The sequence below is a fragment of the Gammaproteobacteria bacterium genome (genome assembly GCA_013003425.1).
GTDB lineage: Bacteria > Pseudomonadota > Gammaproteobacteria > Steroidobacterales > JABDKV01 > JABDJB01.
In genome coordinates this window covers 14,319-30,338 of record JABDJB010000069.1, presented here as the reverse complement: position 1 = coordinate 30,338, position 16,020 = coordinate 14,319, and the positions used below count along the sequence as shown (strand labels likewise).

General features: G+C 61.4%; 18 protein-coding genes and 1 tRNA gene. 11 read left to right on the top strand and 8 right to left on the bottom strand.

Going from position 1 to position 16,020, the window contains the following annotated elements; genetic code table 11:
• Both HKN06_10300 and HKN06_10295 read left to right on the top strand, forming a co-directional pair.
• Nucleotides 1-925: DUF1501 domain-containing protein (locus tag HKN06_10300; GenBank protein NNF61700.1), on the top strand; the 925-nt coding region annotated here is incomplete at its 5' end.
• Between the two features lie 145 nt (nt 926-1,070).
• Entirely contained in the window at nt 1,071-1,901 is an 831-nt protein-coding gene (locus tag HKN06_10295) for an NAD-dependent protein deacetylase (GenBank protein ID NNF61699.1), read from the top strand.
• Between the two features lie 16 nt (nt 1,902-1,917).
• Here the strand turns inward: HKN06_10295 and HKN06_10290 are convergent, their stop codons facing one another.
• Nucleotides 1,918-2,916, bottom strand: a complete 999-nt coding sequence (locus HKN06_10290; protein NNF61698.1) for a glycosyltransferase — start codon at nt 2,914-2,916, stop codon at nt 1,918-1,920.
• On the bottom strand, nt 2,916-3,368 hold the full coding sequence (locus tag HKN06_10285; protein NNF61697.1) for a hypothetical protein: 453 nt from the start codon (nt 3,366-3,368) through the stop codon (nt 2,916-2,918). Before HKN06_10285 ends, HKN06_10290 begins: the two co-directional genes overlap by 1 nt.
• Nucleotides 3,369-3,491: 123 nt before the next feature.
• Here HKN06_10285 and HKN06_10280 point away from each other — a divergent pair, with 123 nt between their 5' ends.
• Nucleotides 3,492-4,154, top strand: coding sequence for a hypothetical protein (locus HKN06_10280; GenBank protein NNF61696.1), 663 nt, complete (start codon nt 3,492-3,494; stop codon nt 4,152-4,154).
• Nucleotides 4,155-4,202: 48 nt separating this feature from the next.
• Here HKN06_10280 and HKN06_10275 read toward each other — a convergent pair whose 3' ends face one another.
• A complete protein-coding gene (locus HKN06_10275; protein ID NNF61695.1) occupies nt 4,203-5,183 on the bottom strand; it encodes a J domain-containing protein in 981 nt (326 codons plus the stop codon).
• Between the two features lie 122 nt (nt 5,184-5,305).
• Here HKN06_10275 and HKN06_10270 point away from each other — a divergent pair, with 122 nt between their 5' ends.
• The 3 genes from HKN06_10270 to HKN06_10260 are packed head-to-tail and all read left to right on the top strand — an operon-like array spanning nt 5,306 to nt 9,439.
• A complete protein-coding gene (locus HKN06_10270; protein NNF61694.1) occupies nt 5,306-6,877 on the top strand; it encodes a Re/Si-specific NAD(P)(+) transhydrogenase subunit alpha in 1,572 nt (523 codons plus the stop codon).
• A complete protein-coding gene (pntB, locus tag HKN06_10265) occupies nt 6,874-8,256 on the top strand; it encodes a Re/Si-specific NAD(P)(+) transhydrogenase subunit beta (protein ID NNF61693.1) in 1,383 nt (460 codons plus the stop codon). The genes HKN06_10270 and pntB overlap by 4 nt, the downstream gene beginning before the upstream one ends.
• A gap of 37 nt (nt 8,257-8,293) precedes the next feature.
• Nucleotides 8,294-9,439, top strand: a complete 1,146-nt coding sequence (locus tag HKN06_10260) for an alpha-hydroxy-acid oxidizing protein (protein ID NNF61692.1) — start codon at nt 8,294-8,296, stop codon at nt 9,437-9,439.
• Nucleotides 9,440-9,461: 22 nt separating this feature from the next.
• Here HKN06_10260 and HKN06_10255 read toward each other — a convergent pair whose 3' ends face one another.
• From HKN06_10255 to thiO, 5 genes are all read right to left on the bottom strand, one after another.
• Nucleotides 9,462-9,854 carry a hypothetical protein gene (locus tag HKN06_10255; GenBank protein ID NNF61691.1) on the bottom strand — a complete coding sequence of 131 codons (393 nt, stop codon included), beginning with the start codon at nt 9,852-9,854 and terminating at the stop codon, nt 9,462-9,464.
• Complete coding sequence (locus tag HKN06_10250; GenBank protein NNF61690.1) at nt 9,851-10,972, bottom strand: histidine decarboxylase; 1,122 nt, start codon at nt 10,970-10,972, stop codon at nt 9,851-9,853. The genes HKN06_10255 and HKN06_10250 overlap by 4 nt, the downstream gene beginning before the upstream one ends.
• Nucleotides 10,973-11,091: 119 nt before the next feature.
• Nucleotides 11,092-11,167, bottom strand: a tRNA-Thr gene (locus HKN06_10245).
• A gap of 58 nt (nt 11,168-11,225) precedes the next feature.
• On the bottom strand, nt 11,226-11,612 hold the full coding sequence (locus HKN06_10240; GenBank protein NNF61689.1) for a transcriptional repressor: 387 nt from the start codon (nt 11,610-11,612) through the stop codon (nt 11,226-11,228).
• Between the two features lie 25 nt (nt 11,613-11,637).
• Nucleotides 11,638-12,753, bottom strand: a complete 1,116-nt coding sequence (thiO, locus tag HKN06_10235) for a glycine oxidase ThiO (GenBank protein ID NNF61688.1) — start codon at nt 12,751-12,753, stop codon at nt 11,638-11,640.
• 129 nt (nt 12,754-12,882) lie between these two features.
• On the opposite strand from thiO, the gene HKN06_10230 reads away from it, so the two are divergent.
• From HKN06_10230 to HKN06_10210, 5 genes are all read left to right on the top strand, one after another.
• Nucleotides 12,883-13,404, top strand: a complete 522-nt coding sequence (locus HKN06_10230) for a type II transport protein (protein ID NNF61687.1) — start codon at nt 12,883-12,885, stop codon at nt 13,402-13,404.
• A gap of 167 nt (nt 13,405-13,571) precedes the next feature.
• Nucleotides 13,572-14,138 (top strand): prepilin-type N-terminal cleavage/methylation domain-containing protein, encoded by a 567-nt coding sequence (locus tag HKN06_10225; protein ID NNF61686.1) that lies wholly within the window; start codon nt 13,572-13,574, stop codon nt 14,136-14,138.
• Entirely contained in the window at nt 14,135-14,605 is a 471-nt protein-coding gene (gene pilV, locus HKN06_10220) for a type IV pilus modification protein PilV (protein NNF61685.1), read from the top strand. The genes HKN06_10225 and pilV overlap by 4 nt, the downstream gene beginning before the upstream one ends.
• Nucleotides 14,602-15,558 (top strand): prepilin-type N-terminal cleavage/methylation domain-containing protein, encoded by a 957-nt coding sequence (locus HKN06_10215; GenBank protein NNF61684.1) that lies wholly within the window; start codon nt 14,602-14,604, stop codon nt 15,556-15,558. Before pilV ends, HKN06_10215 begins: the two co-directional genes overlap by 4 nt.
• Nucleotides 15,555-16,016 (top strand): hypothetical protein, encoded by a 462-nt coding sequence (locus HKN06_10210; protein NNF61683.1) that lies wholly within the window; start codon nt 15,555-15,557, stop codon nt 16,014-16,016. Before HKN06_10215 ends, HKN06_10210 begins: the two co-directional genes overlap by 4 nt.
• The last annotated feature ends 4 nt before the right edge of the window (nt 16,017-16,020 follow it).

Sequence of the window (16,020 nt, the reverse complement as noted above, 5' to 3'; positions counted from 1 at the left end):
CGGCTGGGGCGGGCGGCTTGCTGCCGCCGCTGGCGGCAACGTCGTGGCATTGACCCGCACCCCGCGACCGTTCTGTTTCGGACCGCATGCCAGTGACCCGGAAAATCGTTCGGACGAATGGCTGGTGCCGGCACAGGACGTGCGCAATATGAAGCTGTACACACCCGATGCAGGCACGGACCCGCGCTGGGCCAATGCGGTGATGGAGCGCACGCTGCGCAGCTACTACGTCGCAAAACGCAGCGAACTGCCGCAGGAGTCGGCATTTCGTCGCTTCACGGCGATGGAACAGCAGCTGCGTGAATTCGGTGAGCCGCTCGATACGCGCTTGCAGACCCTGCCTGTCCCGGCCCAGATCGAAGCGCTGTACAACGACACAGGACCGCTGCTGGACAACACCTACTTCGGCGAGCAGATACGCAACCTGTATGACGCAATCGCGGTCAATGACATCTTTGGTATGCGTATCGCGTCGCTCGAGTACCAGGGTTTCGACACCCATGACGCCCAGCGGCAGGAACTGGAAACGCGGCTGACCGATATTTTCGGCAGCGGCATGGCGATGGATGCGCTGTGGCAAAGCCTGCCAGCCGATGCCCGCAGCAACACGGTTTTTGCATTTGCCGGGGAATTCGGCCGTCAGATCCGTGCCAACGGCGACGCCGGTACCGACCATGGCGAAGGCACCAGCATCGTGCTGGTTGGCGAACCGGTCAACGGTGGCGTCTATGGCGACATGTTCCCGCAAGCCGAACTGTCACGACTGGACCAGGCAACACCACAAATCGAAGGCCTGACCGCCATCGATCACGTGTTCGGCCGGCTGTGCGACTGGATGCAGCCTGGCTCCGGCAACGTGGTCTTTCCTGATCGCGGCACGGCGCCGCTCGAAACCGGTCTCGACCTGGCCGGCCTGCTCGGCTGAATCCCGCGCCCTGATCAGGGACCAGTTTCAGGGACAGTTCACTTATTTGCCGGGAACGCTCTCGGCTTGCGACCCCTGAACAAATAAGTGAACTGTCCCTGAATCTGAACTGTCCTGATATTTCCTGCCTTTTTTCGCACGTATAATGCGTCGTGTGACGGGCACTTCAATCGATGAACTGGTAAGCCTGCTGTCAGGCAGCACGAGTGTCGTCGCGCTGACCGGCGCCGGCTGCAGCACCGAATCGGGCATACCGGACTATCGCGATGCCAACGGCGACTGGAAGCAGCGGCAACCGGTTCAGTACCAGGATTTCGTTGCCAGCCGCGCCATGCGGCAGCGCTACTGGGCACGCAGCATGATTGGCTGGCAGCGGGTCGCCACAGCACGCCCGAACGCGGCCCACTTTGCGCTGACAAAGCTCGAGAACTGCGGCACTCTCGGCCGCATAATCACCCAGAACATCGACAGACTGCACCAGCAGGCCGGCAGCAAAACTGTCATCGATCTGCACGGACGACTCGACCGCGTCGTTTGTCTGACCTGCAGCAGCAGCGTGTCGCGAGGCGAACTGCAGCAGCAGCTGATCAGCAGGAACCCGGGCTGGCGGGACATCGAAGCCGTGGCGGCACCGGATGGCGACGCCAGCGTGGAAGCGGATTTCGGCAATTTCAGTGTTGTTTCATGCCACAGCTGCGGCGGTGTATTGAAGCCGGACGTGGTTTTCTTCGGTGAGTCAGTGCCGCGGACGCGGGTGACACGGGCGATGGCGGCGGTCGAAGCTGCGGACGTACTGCTCGTTGTCGGCTCGTCGCTGATGGTGTGGTCAGGTCTGCGCTTCGTGCGCCGCGCCGCTGAGCGCGGCATACCTACGGTGCTGGTTAATCTCGGACGCACCCGGGCCGATGAATTGTTCACTCATCGAATTACCGGGCGCTGCAGCGAAGTGTTAAGCCAAATTGCGCAGGCAACGTGACCGGTCCCCTCTGCTTTCAGCCGACTGCCAGGTAATCTTCACCACGCCTGTAACCCAACGCGTGCAGCGTGCCGGCAATGTCTTCCCGTGCGCCATGGTTGCTGACATAGCTCAGGACAAAAACGCGATTGCGCTCCAGCCATTCCGGCGCTACCACCGGCACACCATCCAGCCGGTTGCCGATCTTGCGCGGATCGATATCGATCCATGCCCGCGGCCGGAAGCCCTTTTCCAGCAACCGGGAACAGCGCTGGCGGGTGCGCCGCCCCGCACCCCAGATCGCGAAGTTCCCGGCGTGAGCACGAAACCGTGGATCGGTCGCAAGATACACGGCACGCAACTCGTCAAACGCCGCACGGCGGAAACGTGGGCTGGTCCGCGACAGCCGTCGCGGCGTGTCGCGCCACTGCAGCAGGAATTCAGGGAGCTTCTCCATGCGCCGGCCCAGCCGGTGCAACCGCAGCCACAGCTCGTAGTCCTCCGGGAAGTCGCCATGCCGATAGCCACCGGCAGCGCGCACCACATCGCGCCGAAACATGACCGACGGGTGGGCAAACGGTGACTCGACGAAAATCTCTGCGTCGATGTCAGCTGCCGTCAGGCAGTTGTTTTGCCAGTCGAGGTATTCCTGGTACCCGTCGGTGACTGCCGGGAACTTTTCCACGCGGGAACCCAGCAATGCGGTCGTATTGTGCCGCGTCAGATAGTGATGCTGACGCTCCAGCCGGATCGGTGCCATACGGTCATCAGCATCCATGCGTGCCACCAGGTTTGCCCTGGCGGCAAGCAGCCCGGTGTTCAGCGCACTGACCAGGCCGCGACCGGGGTTTGGCAGTATGCGGATACGACTGTCCGTAAAACTGCCAAGCGCCACGTGGGTCTCGTCACCGGAATGATCGTCAACAACAATCAATTCGAAATCATCAAGCGTCTGTGCAAGTACCGAGCGCACACACTCGGCAATAGTGGCGGCACCATTGCGCACCGGCAGCAGCACCGTCACCGCGGGCCGCATTACTGACGCGGCGCCAGCAACTCTTCGCGGCCAGCCCGCCGTCGCACCCGATTGAGCGTGCGCAGCACCGCCGGGCGTCGCACCAGCCGCTGCTCGAGGTGAAACTTGCCGGGAAAGTTCATCAACATCAGGCCGATCAACATCGTAAGTATGCCCTGCCCGGGAACGAACAACATGATCGCGCCAAACACCACCAGCAAAAAACCCACCAGGTTTTTCAGCGTAGCTGCAAGCAGTACGACGGCAGGATGGGCGCTGCTCCTGGCTACCGTGACGCGCTCGTCACGTACAAAATAATCAGCCGGCAGACGAACCACTATCAGAGGCAGAGTAATGATCGTCAGCATCAGGCTGGTAAGGCCAACCGCAAGCCATAGCCCACCCAGCTTCTGCAGCGTGTCGAAATTGTCGGTTAACCAGCTCAGAACCCTGCCCTCTGCAATGCCCGGCACTATAACAAGCTGCGGGTTTAACTTAACAGCGATTTGGCGCACAAACATTGCGACCTGCGTCGCGGCGTTGCGGCTGCACCCGTGCCATTGTCCCGCGACAGAATTCCCGTCATGGAGAGACCAATGAAACGCTTTATCAGTCTGACCGCTCTTGCTGCCGCAGCAACGCTGCCGGCGATGGCAGCAGACGTCCCGGGCAAAACCAGCTTTGCCCTTCGCGCCAGCACGCTGGGCTTTGGCGCTGAACTCGCCCACACCTTGCCGATTGCCAACCTGACCGGACGCGTGGCGTGGAACGGTTACACCTATGAAACCAGCGATACCATCGAGGGCGTTGCCTACGATGTCGAACTGGACCTCAGCAGCATCACCGCGCTTGTAGACTGGCGCCCGTGGGGGACCGTGACCCACTTCACTGCCGGCCTGGTTTTCAACAGCAATGAATTTGGCGCGCTGGGGCAGCCTGCCGGAACCTACACTATCGGCGGGATGACATTTAGCGCCACGGATGTCGGCAACCTGACCGGTCGCACCACGTTTGATGATGTGGTGCCCTATGCAGGTCTTGGCTGGAATATCCCCATCGCCCCCAAAACGGCGCTATCACTGGAACTGGGCGTTGTATTCCAGGGCGCGCCCTCAGTAACGCTGGAAGCAGACGGCCTGCTGGCCACTGATCCGGTGTTCCAGGCCGAACTCGAGGCCGAACGGGCCGAGTTTGAACAGGACATCAAGGACTATGAATACTATCCGGTGCTCGGCATCGGCGTGAGTCGCAAGTTCTGAGTGCTCACACTCACTGACGCACACAGGGCACGCAGGGCGTGCCCTTTTTTATGTCTGCAGGTCCAGCAGAAAACCGGTTGATTCAAACGCGGCGGCAAGCAGCGTCAGGCCGGCACGACAACCGGCAGCATCCACTTGTGTATGCACGACTCTTGCCACAGCGTCGAGTCCCGTCGCCGTCACACGCAGTACCTGGTTATGCTCCAGCGGGCGCTCACTGTTCACCCGCATGCCCTGCGGGGTCAGGTCTTCGAGCATCGCTGCCCAACCGGCGCCAGGCCAGTAATCGAACAGCATCACAGCGCAGTCGACATCGGCGCGGGCCAGTTCGCGTTGTGAAGAAGCCGAATCCGGCATGGCCCGACGCAACGGGCTGGCGCATTCGGCACATCGCCGCCTGTCCTCGGCTCCGGGATAACTGTCATGTGGGGTCTTGCAAAAGAAACAGTAGGTACCAATGACCGGCTTATATCCGGCGGAGTCCTGCGGCTGCTCCTTGGCTTCATCAGCCTCAGCTTCAGCTTCAGCTTCAGCCTCAACTTCAACCTCAGATTCAGCTTCAGCTTCAACCTCGGACCCGGCTTCGGCGGCATCGTAGGCACGGCGACGCTGCTCATCGCCCAGCACCCGGTAAGCCTCCTCGACAGACACGTCATTGCCGCGTACTCCGGCCATCACCCGGTAGGCTGAATCGATCAGCGGGGCCGGCGCGTCGGGCTGCACACCCAGGATACGATAGTAATTACGCCGGTCATTTGCCGCCGGCGTTCTTGTAACCGGCTCACCGGCCGCGGCGATCATGCGTATGTCGTACTCCGCCAGCAGGGCACGATCATAGGCGCCACGCCGGACCGTATTACCCAGAGTGTGCCAGGCGGCGTTTATCATCGCCGCGGTGCGGTCATCGCCCCCCAGATCGGGGTGCATCTGCAGTTTCTGCAGCAACGTGCGGTAGGCGCTGCGGATCACCGCCCGGGAGGCATCCGGCTGCACCCCGAGGATGCGGTAGTAGTTGCGCCGTTCATCCATGCCTTCGTAGTCGGCGCATCGGCGGATTCCTGAAGTCGGCGCCTATACAAAGGTGGCGCCATAGGCGGTAGGATTGGGCCGCCGGCGCGGCTGGCCAGCAACAATTCCATGGGGAGCAGCATATGAAAATCGGTGTCCCGCGCGAGGTACACCCTGGCGAGCAACGCGTTGCCACGACGCCTGAGGTCGTTCCGCGCCTGCTGAAACTCGGTTACCAGGTCGGGGTCGAAACCGGAGCTGGCGCGGCCGCCGCCTTCAGCGATGCCGCCTACCGGGAGGCTGGCGCGACCATACTGCCCGACCCGAAAACCCTCTGGTCACAAAGCGACATCGTGCTGAAGGTTCGCGCACCCGGGCAGCATCCACTGCTTGAAGTACATGAAGCTGAACTGCTGCAACCCGGCGCGATTTTGGCCAGCTTCGTGTGGCCGGCGCAAAACCCGGAGCTGATGGAGCAACTGTCGCAGCGCGGAGCAAGCGTACTGGCGATGGATTCGGTACCGCGCATTTCGCGGGCGCAAAAACTCGATGCCCTGTCGTCGATGGCAAATATCGCCGGCTACCGCGCCGTAGTCGAAGCCTCATGGCATTTTGGCCGCTTTTTCACCGGCCAGGTCACCGCAGCAGGAAAGGTGCCACCGGCCAGGGTGATGGTTATCGGAGCCGGTGTGGCAGGGCTTGCCGCCATCGGTGCAGCCGGCAGCCTCGGTGCCATCGTGCGTGCGTTTGATACGCGCCCGGAGGTAAAGGAACAGGTGCAGAGCATGGGCGCCGAATTCCTCGAACTCGATTTCGACGAGGAAGGCAGCGGCTCAGGCGGTTACGCGAAAGTAATGAGCGAGGAATTTATCGCCGCAGAAATGGCGCTGTTTCGTGAGCAGGCCAGGGAAATCGACATCATCGTGACCACGGCACTGATTCCTGGCAAACCGTCGCCAAAACTGATCCTGACCGACATGGTCGAGCTGATGCGTGAAGGCAGCGTGATAGTCGACCTTGCCGCCGAACAGGGTGGCAACTGCGAGCTGACCCGGCCGGGCGAAGTAGTCACCGAGCATGGTGTGACCATCATCGGTTACACCGACCTGCCCAGCCGGCTGCCCACCCAATCCAGCCAGCTCTATTCCACCAACCTGTATAACCTGCTGGCGGAAATGACGCCGGAAAAAGATGGCATCGCGGTTGTCGACATGGAAGATGAGGTGATCCGCGGCACCACGGTCGTGCATGACGGCGAGGTCACCTGGCCACCACCGCCGCCGAAGCTGTCGGCCCAGCCGCAAAAACCATCCGCTGCAGCTGTCGAAGCGGCGCGGCCAGCCGCACCCGATCCCCGAAAACGCAGCCTAATTACCATGGGGGTACTCGGCGGTACCCTCGCCGCCCTGCTGGCGCTGGGTTCGGTCGCACCGGCCTCATTCATGGCTCACCTGACCGTGTTTGTGCTGGCGGTATTTGTCGGCTGGCAGGTGATCTGGTCAGTGACCCCCGCCCTGCACACCCCGCTGATGAGCGTTACCAACGCGATCAGCGGCATCATCGTCATCGGTGCGCTGCTGCAAATTGGCGGGAACGCGCCGTGGGTGGTGATTCTGTCGTTTGTTGCCGTACTCATCGCCAGTATCAATATTGCCGGCGGCTTCCTCGTGACTCAGCGCATGCTGACGATGTTCCGCAGGGAGGACTCGAAATGAACGGCATGGTCACGGCAAGCTATATCTGCGCCAGCGTGTTGTTCATTCTCAGCCTGGGTGGATTGAGCAACCAGGAAACTGCCAGGCGCGGCAACTACTACGGCATGGCCGGAATGGCGCTGGCAATAATCGCGACCATACTCAGCGACCAGGTCAGCGGCTACGTGTGGATCGTAATCGCCGTTGCCGTCGGCGGCGCCGTCGGCTGGCGCGTTGCATCGCGGGTGGAAATGACCGCGATGCCACAGCTGGTGGCCATCATGCACAGCTTCGTTGGCCTCGCTGCGGTGCTGGTGGGCTTTGCCAGCTACCTGGACCCGAACACGCAATTCAGCGGCATAGAAAAAACCATCCACGAGGCGGAAATCTACATCGGCGTCCTGATTGGTGCCGTCACCTTCACCGGCTCGGTCATTGCCTTCGGCAAGCTGCAGGGCGTGATTGGCAGCAAACCGGTGATTCTGCCGGCCCGCCACTGGCTTAACCTGGGTATCGGCCTGGCATGCGTCTGGCTGGGTTTTGTTTTTGTTGCCACACACGACGTCAACCAGGGCCTGGTGCCGCTCCTGATTATGACCGCGCTGGCTTTTGCGTTTGGTGTACACATGGTAATGGCCATCGGTGGCGCCGACATGCCGGTAGTCATCTCGATGCTCAACAGTTATTCCGGCTGGGCGGCCGCAGCGGCCGGATTTATGTTGTCAAATGACCTGCTTATTGTTACCGGTGCACTGGTCGGCTCCAGCGGCGCGATCCTCAGCTACATCATGTGCCGGGCGATGAACCGCAATTTCTTTGCCGTCATTATGGGTGGCTTTGGTGGCGGCGGTACCGCAGTTGCGTCAGCAGAAGATGGTGAGGTACAAGCCGTTTCGGCCGAAGACGTCGCCGAGATGCTGCTCTCGTCCCAAAACGTCGTAATCGTCCCCGGCTATGGCATGGCTGTAGCCCACGCTCAGCACCCGGTGTCGGAGCTGACGCAGTCACTACGCAACAAGGGCATTAATGTGCGTTTCGCAATCCATCCGGTCGCCGGTCGCATGCCCGGTCACATGAATGTCCTGCTGGCCGAAGCAAAAGTGCCCTACGACATCGTGCTGGAGATGGACGAGATCAACGAGGACTTTCCTGAGACCGATGTCGTGCTGGTGATTGGCGCCAACGACATCGTCAACCCGTCTGCACTGGAAGATCCGGAAGGCCCGATTGCCGGCATGCCCGTGCTGGAGGTCTGGAACGCACAAACGACGGTCGTCATGAAACGCAGCATGGCCACCGGCTATGCCGGGGTACAAAACCCGTTGTTCTTCAAAGACAACACCCGCATGCTGTTTGGCGATGCGCGCGAGATGATCGACGCCGTCTTCAAAAACATTTGAGCCCGACAACTTCGGACATCAGGGATACAATGTTCCTGTGCGTCTGAAACACTGCTACAACAGCGACGACTTTCGCCGACTGGCAAAGCGACGGCTGCCCGCGCCGGTGTTTCATTACATCGATGGCGGCGCCGATGACGAAACCACGCTACGGCGGAATACGGCGGCGTTCGAAACCGTGGACCTGGTACCTGACGTCCTGACCGGCGTCGACAAAGTAGACCTGTCCACGCGCGTTCTGGGACAGCAGCTCGCATTGCCCCTGTTCTTCTCGCCGACCGCGATGCAACGGCTGTTCCATCATGACAGCGAACGCGCCATTGCCACGGTGGCCGGGCAAATGGGCACGATGTTTGGTGTATCGACGATCGGCACACGCAGTATTGAAGAACTGGGCCGGAACAAGGCAGCGAAGCTGTTCCAGATCTACGTGCACAACGACCAGGCACTTACCCGGGACCTGATCGAGCGCTGCAAGGCAGCACAATTCGATGCACTGGCGCTAACCGTCGACGCCATTGTTGCCGGTAACCGGGAGCGTGATTACCTGACCGGTTTCACCACGCCGCCACGGTTAACCCCGAAAAGCCTGCTCAGCTTTGCGCTGCATCCCGGCTGGTCGCTGAATTACCTGCTGCGGGAACCCTTTGACTTGCCAAACGTGTCGCGCTACATCGATGCAGGTTCAAGCGTGGCGGCCTCGGTGACTGACTACATCAACACGCAAATGAAACGCACCATCGACTGGGACGATGCTGCCGCCATGATTGAACAGTGGGACGGCCCGTTTGCAGTCAAGGGCGTGATGTCGGTGGCGGACGCGCGCCGCTGTGTCGATATCGGCGCCACGGCCATCATGGTATCGAATCACGGCGGCCGCCAGCTCGACGGCGCGCGGGCACCGTTCGACCAGCTTGCCGCCATTGCCGATGCGGTCGGCGGCGAGATCGAGATCATCCTCGATGGCGGCATCCGCCGCGGCACGCATGTGTTGAAAGCACTGGCACGCGGCGCCACCGCCTGTTCCGGGGGCCGCATGTACCTTTACGCACTCGCAGCCGGCGGCCATGCTGGTGTGTTGCGGGCAATGACGCTATTGCGCGAGGAAATCGAGCGCGACATGGTGCTGATGGGTGTCAGCCGCCTCGATCAGTTGAACCGGTCAATGCTGGCGGCACGTTAACTCAAAGCAAACCGGCGTATTCTCAATTGACCAACTGATCCTTTAACACGAGTCTTGCCTCATCCTGGTCCTCTGTTTCCAGCGCCACGATTCCGGCGCCCGCATCCCTGCCAACGATATGCAATCCGCGAATGCTGACACCCGCATCGGCCAGGCGGCGCGACAACTGCGCCAGCGCACCCGGTGCCTGCGGCAGACGTACCAGCAGGGTTTCACTGGCGTACACGTGGTAACCAGCCTCTGACAGGATGCGGAAGGCATCCTCGTACGGTTCCGGTTGCAGGCTGATTACGGACATCTGCCGTACCACGTTTCCGCTGAAGTCGTTCAGGTCGATTTTGTTCGCGGCGAGCAGGTCGGTAATTTCCGCAAGCAACCCCAGGTGGGTTTGTTGAATGATCACCATGCTCTTCATGCCGCCACTCCTCCCGCGCCACAAATGTCGGCCAGCAGCGCGTCTATTTGTTCATGCCTGACGTGCGGCATGCAGACCACGTGACTATTCCCGTCGCTGCTGGCCAGCTGCCACTTTTCACGCACCGGCACCGCCGGTGTGCGGAATACGACCGTTATCGCCTGCGGATTACGCTGCGAAGCAATTCCGGCTTTTTTGAATTGTTCTTGCGTATACGCAGCAAGAGCAAGCGACCGCTGGATGCGCGCCCTGATGCCCTGGGTGCCAAGTTTGCTGATCGCGCACCACAACGCCAGCGGGCTGAGACCATTGCGCGAACCGGTGATCGTCGTATCAAAGCTGCCTATATAGGCAACTGAACGAGCTATCTTCTCGACGTTCCTGCGCCTTGCAAGCACGATGCCGCACGGCATCGGTGTACCAAAGAACTTGTGCCCGGATATCGCGATGCTGCTCGCTCCATCGGCGAAGTCCCACGATGGCGGCGGCTCCAGATACGGCGCATAGGCACCGCAAAGCGCGGCATCACTGTGAATGTAATACCTGTCCAGCGCCATTTCATCCAGTATGCTGCGAATTACGCCAACATCGTCTCGTGCTTCCTTCATCGTCGTGCCGATGTTCGCAAAAACAATCGGTGGCGCGTCACGGCGAATCTTCAGCGACTCTCGCAGGTCGTCATAATCCATCTCCCCATCGGGTTGGGAGCGGATCATGATGTGCGGCATGTTCAGAAAATGCAGATTTTTGCGGACGCTGTAGTGACTGTCCTGGGAGAAGTAAACAATCCCGCCGGGCAAAGTCTCCCGCGCCAGGTACAAGCCGTACAGGTTGCCTTCCGTGCTGCCATTTGTAACGTATCCCCACCAATCGTCGTGCGGGGCGCGAGAATGCTCTGCAAAGAAACTGACCACCTCGCGCTCGAAGCTGTGCGAATTGAGTTTGTAGCTGCAGGGTTTGAACGGGTCGCCGATGTTATTCAGATTGTGGCTCAGGAACGGCGCCAGTTCCTGATAATCGATATCGAAGGCCACCGGATAGCCGAGCTCCAGGCGCGCGGCGTCCCGCAAATGGTCGAGAAAATCCGCGAACTGCAGCTGGTCCTTGGGAGGGAGCATGAACAAATGCTAGCGACACCTGTTCAGGCCGGACAATAGGTACTTACCAATTGGTGCCAGCCCTCGGTCGCAAGACGTGGTCTGCGCGCGCACTGCCGGCGGCAGGAGGTCTGCGTTAATGGTGCCGGAGAGTGGATTCGAACCACCGACCTACGCATTACGAATGCGTTGCTCTGCCAGCTGAGCTACTCCGGCGCGCAGCACACCGCCTCGGCGCGCGCGAGTATAGGGCAAGTCGCTCTGCGGCCGCAATTTAGCGGCTGTTGCGAACCTTGATGATCACTTCGACCCCATCGGCAACCATGCCATCCGGCGCCTCCGGCAGCGCCGCAAAACGCACCGCATCCAGCTCGATATCACTGAGCTCGCCGGTTCCGACGTTGAGGAAGTGGTGGTGTGGCGCCGTTGTGGTGTCGAAAACGGTACGGGTGGCATCCGCGTGAACTTCCCGCAGCAGGCCATTATCAACAAACAGCCGCAACGTGTTGTAAACGGTCGCCTTGGAGACCCGGTGGCCGCGCTCGGCAAGTGCATCCATCACCTGCTCGGCGGTCACATGGCGAGCCTCGCCCAGCAAAACCGACCCGATTTCCCGCCGCTGCCGGGTGGCACTGATACCGTGCTCTTCCAGCAACGTCATGATCTTATCCGAGTTTTTCTGCCTGTCAGTTCCAGTCATGGCCTGAGTATAGGCGATCGTGAGCAGCATATGGCCCGGGATCCAGCCGGGGTGTCCCGCCCGTCACCAGCGCCGCACAGAGCCTTGCAGATGCCGGGGCCAGGTTGATCCCGTTCCGGTAGTGACCGGCGTTTATGTAAAGTCCCGTCAGCTGCGGATGAGCACAAATCACCGGAATTCCGTCATGCCGGCCCGGCCGCAGCCCGCTCCACTGCCCGGCCGGCGCCAGCCGGCTGAACAGCGGCGAAAGCGATGCTGCAAACCGCGCCAGGTCGGCGCCGGCAGATGCCGTCACGCCGGCATCGAAACCCGCCTGCTCCACTGTGCTGCCGATCAGGCAGACTCCGTCCAGACGCGGTATCAGGTAGCGGTCGCCCTCGATGACGATGCGCCTGAAGTCACCCGGACGCATCCGATACCAGAGCATCTGACCACGGACAGGAGTGATACCGGCAACGTCATGCTCACCGAGCAGCCGCGACGTCCAGGCTCCGCCGGCCACCACCACCTTCGCGGCAGCAATTTTCCCATCACTCGTCGTAACACCCTCGATACGGCTACCGCTCTGCAGCAACCCGGTTACCGGCTGCTGTTCGAGCACGGTTACACCGCGCTCGACCACGTGTTTGTGTAACGCCTCCATCAGGCGCGGATTGCGTAGCTGGCCGACCTGCCGGAGTAACAGTGACTGCTGCCAGTTTGCCGCCAGCTGCGGTTCCAGCTGTGACAGTTCAGCGGCTGTCAGCTCCTCCGCCGACCAGCCACGCGATTTTGCCCAGCCTGCAATTTCCGCAGTGGCCGTCACACCGACCAGCAGCGCGCCACACTGACGATACTCAACATCAATGCCGGTGGATTCTGCCAGGCGGGCGGCCAGCTGCGGAAACAGCGGCAGGCTGGCAGCGGCCAGCGCATCCACCGGTGCGGCAGCCTGCCATGGCGGGATCGGTGCCAGAATTCCGCCACCGGCACGCGATGACGCCCGGCCGACACGATCGCGCTCCACAACTACGACCGATACGTCGCGCGCAGCAAGCTCCATTGCGGTAAGCAGACCGATAACTCCGGCCCCGATAACGACAACATCGGCAGTATCGTGCATGGCGGCTAGCCTACTTTATCGCGCCGCCTTTCGCTGCAACCTGAAAAGATTTTGGCTTTGCCCGACAGCCTGTCCGTGCCGATACTCTGGCATGACCAAGGATGGTCTTCAGCGACAGGGATGTTGCACATGTGGCGAAACGACGGCATGACAATGACAGAGGTGCTGGCGACGCTGGCGCTGGCGTTACTGGTCACCGGGATTGGTGTACCCGCGTTCCGGTCAGTTGTCGCCGACGCCCGCCTGACTGCCGCAGTCAACGACCTGATTACGTCGGTGCACCTGGCCCGCAGCACCGCGATCCGTCGCAACGACCAGGTTGTAATCTGCCCGGCCGGCAGCACGCCGTGCGGCGCAGATGCGCAGTGGCAAAAAGGATGGGTTATTTTCGTCAATCGTGACCGCTTGCGTCCACCCCGCCTGGACGACGATGAACCGGTCATACAGCGCCACGGTCCGCTGTCGCAGCTGGAGCTTTCGAGTAACCGCAATTTCTACGCCTTCCATCGCATCGGGCTGCGCAGCACAAATGGCACGCTTACCCTGTGCGACCGGCGCGGCGCGGCGCGTGCACGCGCGGTTATCGTCAGCTATACCGGCCGGCCGCGGGCCGCACGCAGCCGTGCGGACGGCAGTGAACTGGTCTGCTGAGTCGCGCCACACTTGTCACATCCCGTTGTACCCGACCACTTGTCACCCTGATTACACCGATCGTCGGCCATTCGGCCGGAAACGTCGCCAACACCCTAAAATAGCGCCATACGCCGGCCGCAGAATGCCGGCAGCAATATTCACAGGGACTGAGCGGAAGGGTTTTTATGGTCCGGGGATTCACACTGATAGAGCTGCTGTACACACTGGTCATTGTGGCACTGGTGCTGACCATCGGCGCGCCGACATTTCAGAGCACGGTGCGTAACAGCCGCATGACCGCATCGGTCAACAACATGATTGCCTCGCTGCAACTGGCTCGCAGCGAAGCCATCAAGCGACGCGGACCTGTATCGATCTGTACCTCAGCTGACATCACTCCCGATGACCCCAGCTGTGACAGCACTTCGCCCTGGCACGACGGCTGGATGGCGTTTGTCGACGACAACGGTAACGGCAGCCGCGAGACTGACGAGCCAATACTGCGCCGCGAGGCCGGTATGAAAGGCTCGGTGCAGGTGACGGTGCCAGCGGACCAGCCACTGCAGACATCACTGACCTATCTCGCCTCCGGCTTTCCCAATCTCGGCGCCCTGTCGGCTGCAGGTTTCCTGTTGTTTTGCGACGACCGGTCCAGCGATCGTTTCGGGCGTGTAATCAGCGTGCCGCAGACCGGCCGTCCGGTTGTGGCCACGGTCGATGACCGCCCGGACCTGGGGGTAACCTGCGAATGAAACCGCTGCATGGATTTTCCCTGATTGAGGTTCTGGTAGCGCTGGTCGTGCTGTCGATCGGAATGCTCGGTATTGCAGCGCTGCATATCGACGGTGTACGCACCGGCTACTCGGCACTGCAGCGCACACACGCCGTCAACCTGACCGCTGACATGGCCGATCGCATTCGCGCCAACCCGGCTGGAAATTACAACGTCGGCGCCGGCGCTGCCGGGGCCGCACCCGGCGTCGCGTGTGCCGATACCGCCAGCGGCGCGGCACCGGGTGACTGCACGCCTGACCAGATGGCAGCTTACGATGTCTGGGAATGGCGCTCGGCCATCGAGCCTTCAGCCGCAACCGGACTGCCTGGCGGTGCCGGCCGTATCGATCTGGATACGGCCACCGACCCCGATTCACTGGTTATCACGGTGTCGTGGTCCGACAAGGGTCAGACCCGTGACTATCGCCTGACGGTGCAGCAATGAAACAGGAAAGCGGATTCAGCCTGATAGAGCTCATGGTGGCAATGTCGATCGGCATCGTGCTGATCGGTGGTGCCATCTATGTCTATGACGAAGCGCGCAGCACGCTGAACATCAACGATACGCTGGCGCGAATGCAGGAAAACGCCCGGTGGGCGCTGGACGTAATCGAGCCCGATATACGCCTGGCCGGCTACTGGGGCCGACATACCAACGGCGTGACCATTGACCGTCGTGCCGGCAGCGCCAACCCGCTCGCTGTGGCCGTGACCGGCGACTGCGACACCAGCTGGGCCATTGATGTGCAGGTCAGCCTGGCGGCCAGTAACAATGCAGATCCGGGCCTCGACTGCATCGACGCGGCAGACCATCGCGCCGGTACCGATACGCTGCAATTGCGCCATGCCAGCGGCCGCAACTTTGCCACTGCGCAACTAGAGGCGGGGCGTATTTACGTACGCACCCACGAAACCGGCGAAGGGAGCCTGTTTGCCGGTGCGGCCGAACCGCCCATAAGCGATGGGCAGAACAACGCACTTGTTGCCCACGTATACCACGTGCGGCCTTACACCATTGCCGGCGACAGCCTGCCGTCATTGCGGCGCCAGGGCCTGACGACCGTTGGTGGCACGCCGACGATGATCGACCAGGAAGTGATTTCCGGCATCGAGGACCTCCAGGTCCAGTTCGGCATCGATCGAAATGACGATGGCGCCGTCGACCGCTATGTCGACCCGGACAACGCGGTTCTGGCAACCAATCCGCGGATACGTGCGGTACGGGTCTGGCTGCGTATGCGAGCCGATCGCCCGGAACCAGGCTTCAACGACACGCGCACTTATACCTATGCCGACCAGCAATTCACGCCGGCCGGTGCAGCCGCGAATTTTCGCCGTCTGCTGGTTTCGCGCACGATTTTTCTGAGAAATGAATCCATAAGAGAAGGTGAGTTATGAACATTTCATTGCCGCACCGGCAACGGGGCGCAGCCCTGATCGTCGGGCTGGTCCTGCTGATGATCCTCACGCTGCTGGGTGTTGCAGGACTCAACACCGCCACGCTCGAGGCCGCCATGGCTGACAACATGCAGCGTGGCCAATACGCTTTCCAGGGTGCCGAGTCCGCCATTATGGCCGAAATGCGCATCGCGCCAGGCCAGGTGACGCTGACCGGGGCGGAACTTCGCAACGACCCTGTGCGACCGACCACCAACTACAGCTACAGCGACACCAGCGGGACGCCCGTTGTCAATGTTGCGGTGAATACTTCGTTCCAGGGCTACGTCGCGTTTGGCGAAGCCTCCAGCCAGGTGCACTTCGAGAGCCGCGGCGCCGCCACGACGCCCGCGCGTGGCGCGCGATCAACCCAGCGCGCCGGATATTTCGTGCTTGCGCCCAATCCCGACGGCCGCTGAGGAA

Bases quoted from the DNA above. Each gene is read 5' to 3' on its own strand.
- HKN06_10250 (NNF61690.1), bottom strand. From the start codon at position 10,972: ATGCTCCCTCCCAAGGACCAGCTGCAGTTCGCGGATTTTCTCGACCAT.
- HKN06_10225 (NNF61686.1), top strand. From the start codon at position 13,572: ATGGTCCGGGGATTCACACTGATAGAGCTGCTGTACACACTGGTCATT.
- pilV (NNF61685.1), top strand. From the start codon at position 14,135: ATGAAACCGCTGCATGGATTTTCCCTGATTGAGGTTCTGGTAGCGCTG.
- HKN06_10275 (NNF61695.1), bottom strand. From the start codon at position 5,183: ATGGATGAACGGCGCAACTACTACCGCATCCTCGGGGTGCAGCCGGAT.
- pntB (NNF61693.1), top strand. From the start codon at position 6,874: ATGAACGGCATGGTCACGGCAAGCTATATCTGCGCCAGCGTGTTGTTC.
- thiO (NNF61688.1), bottom strand. From the start codon at position 12,753: ATGCACGATACTGCCGATGTTGTCGTTATCGGGGCCGGAGTTATCGGT.
- HKN06_10215 (NNF61684.1), top strand. From the start codon at position 14,602: ATGAAACAGGAAAGCGGATTCAGCCTGATAGAGCTCATGGTGGCAATG.
- HKN06_10290 (NNF61698.1), bottom strand. From the start codon at position 2,916: ATGCGGCCCGCGGTGACGGTGCTGCTGCCGGTGCGCAATGGTGCCGCC.
- HKN06_10255 (NNF61691.1), bottom strand. From the start codon at position 9,854: ATGAAGAGCATGGTGATCATTCAACAAACCCACCTGGGGTTGCTTGCG.
- HKN06_10230 (NNF61687.1), top strand. From the start codon at position 12,883: ATGTGGCGAAACGACGGCATGACAATGACAGAGGTGCTGGCGACGCTG.
- HKN06_10295 (NNF61699.1), top strand. From the start codon at position 1,071: ATGCGTCGTGTGACGGGCACTTCAATCGATGAACTGGTAAGCCTGCTG.
- HKN06_10240 (NNF61689.1), bottom strand. From the start codon at position 11,612: ATGACGTTGCTGGAAGAGCACGGTATCAGTGCCACCCGGCAGCGGCGG.
- HKN06_10270 (NNF61694.1), top strand. From the start codon at position 5,306: ATGAAAATCGGTGTCCCGCGCGAGGTACACCCTGGCGAGCAACGCGTT.
- HKN06_10210 (NNF61683.1), top strand. From the start codon at position 15,555: ATGAACATTTCATTGCCGCACCGGCAACGGGGCGCAGCCCTGATCGTC.
- HKN06_10280 (NNF61696.1), top strand. From the start codon at position 3,492: ATGAAACGCTTTATCAGTCTGACCGCTCTTGCTGCCGCAGCAACGCTG.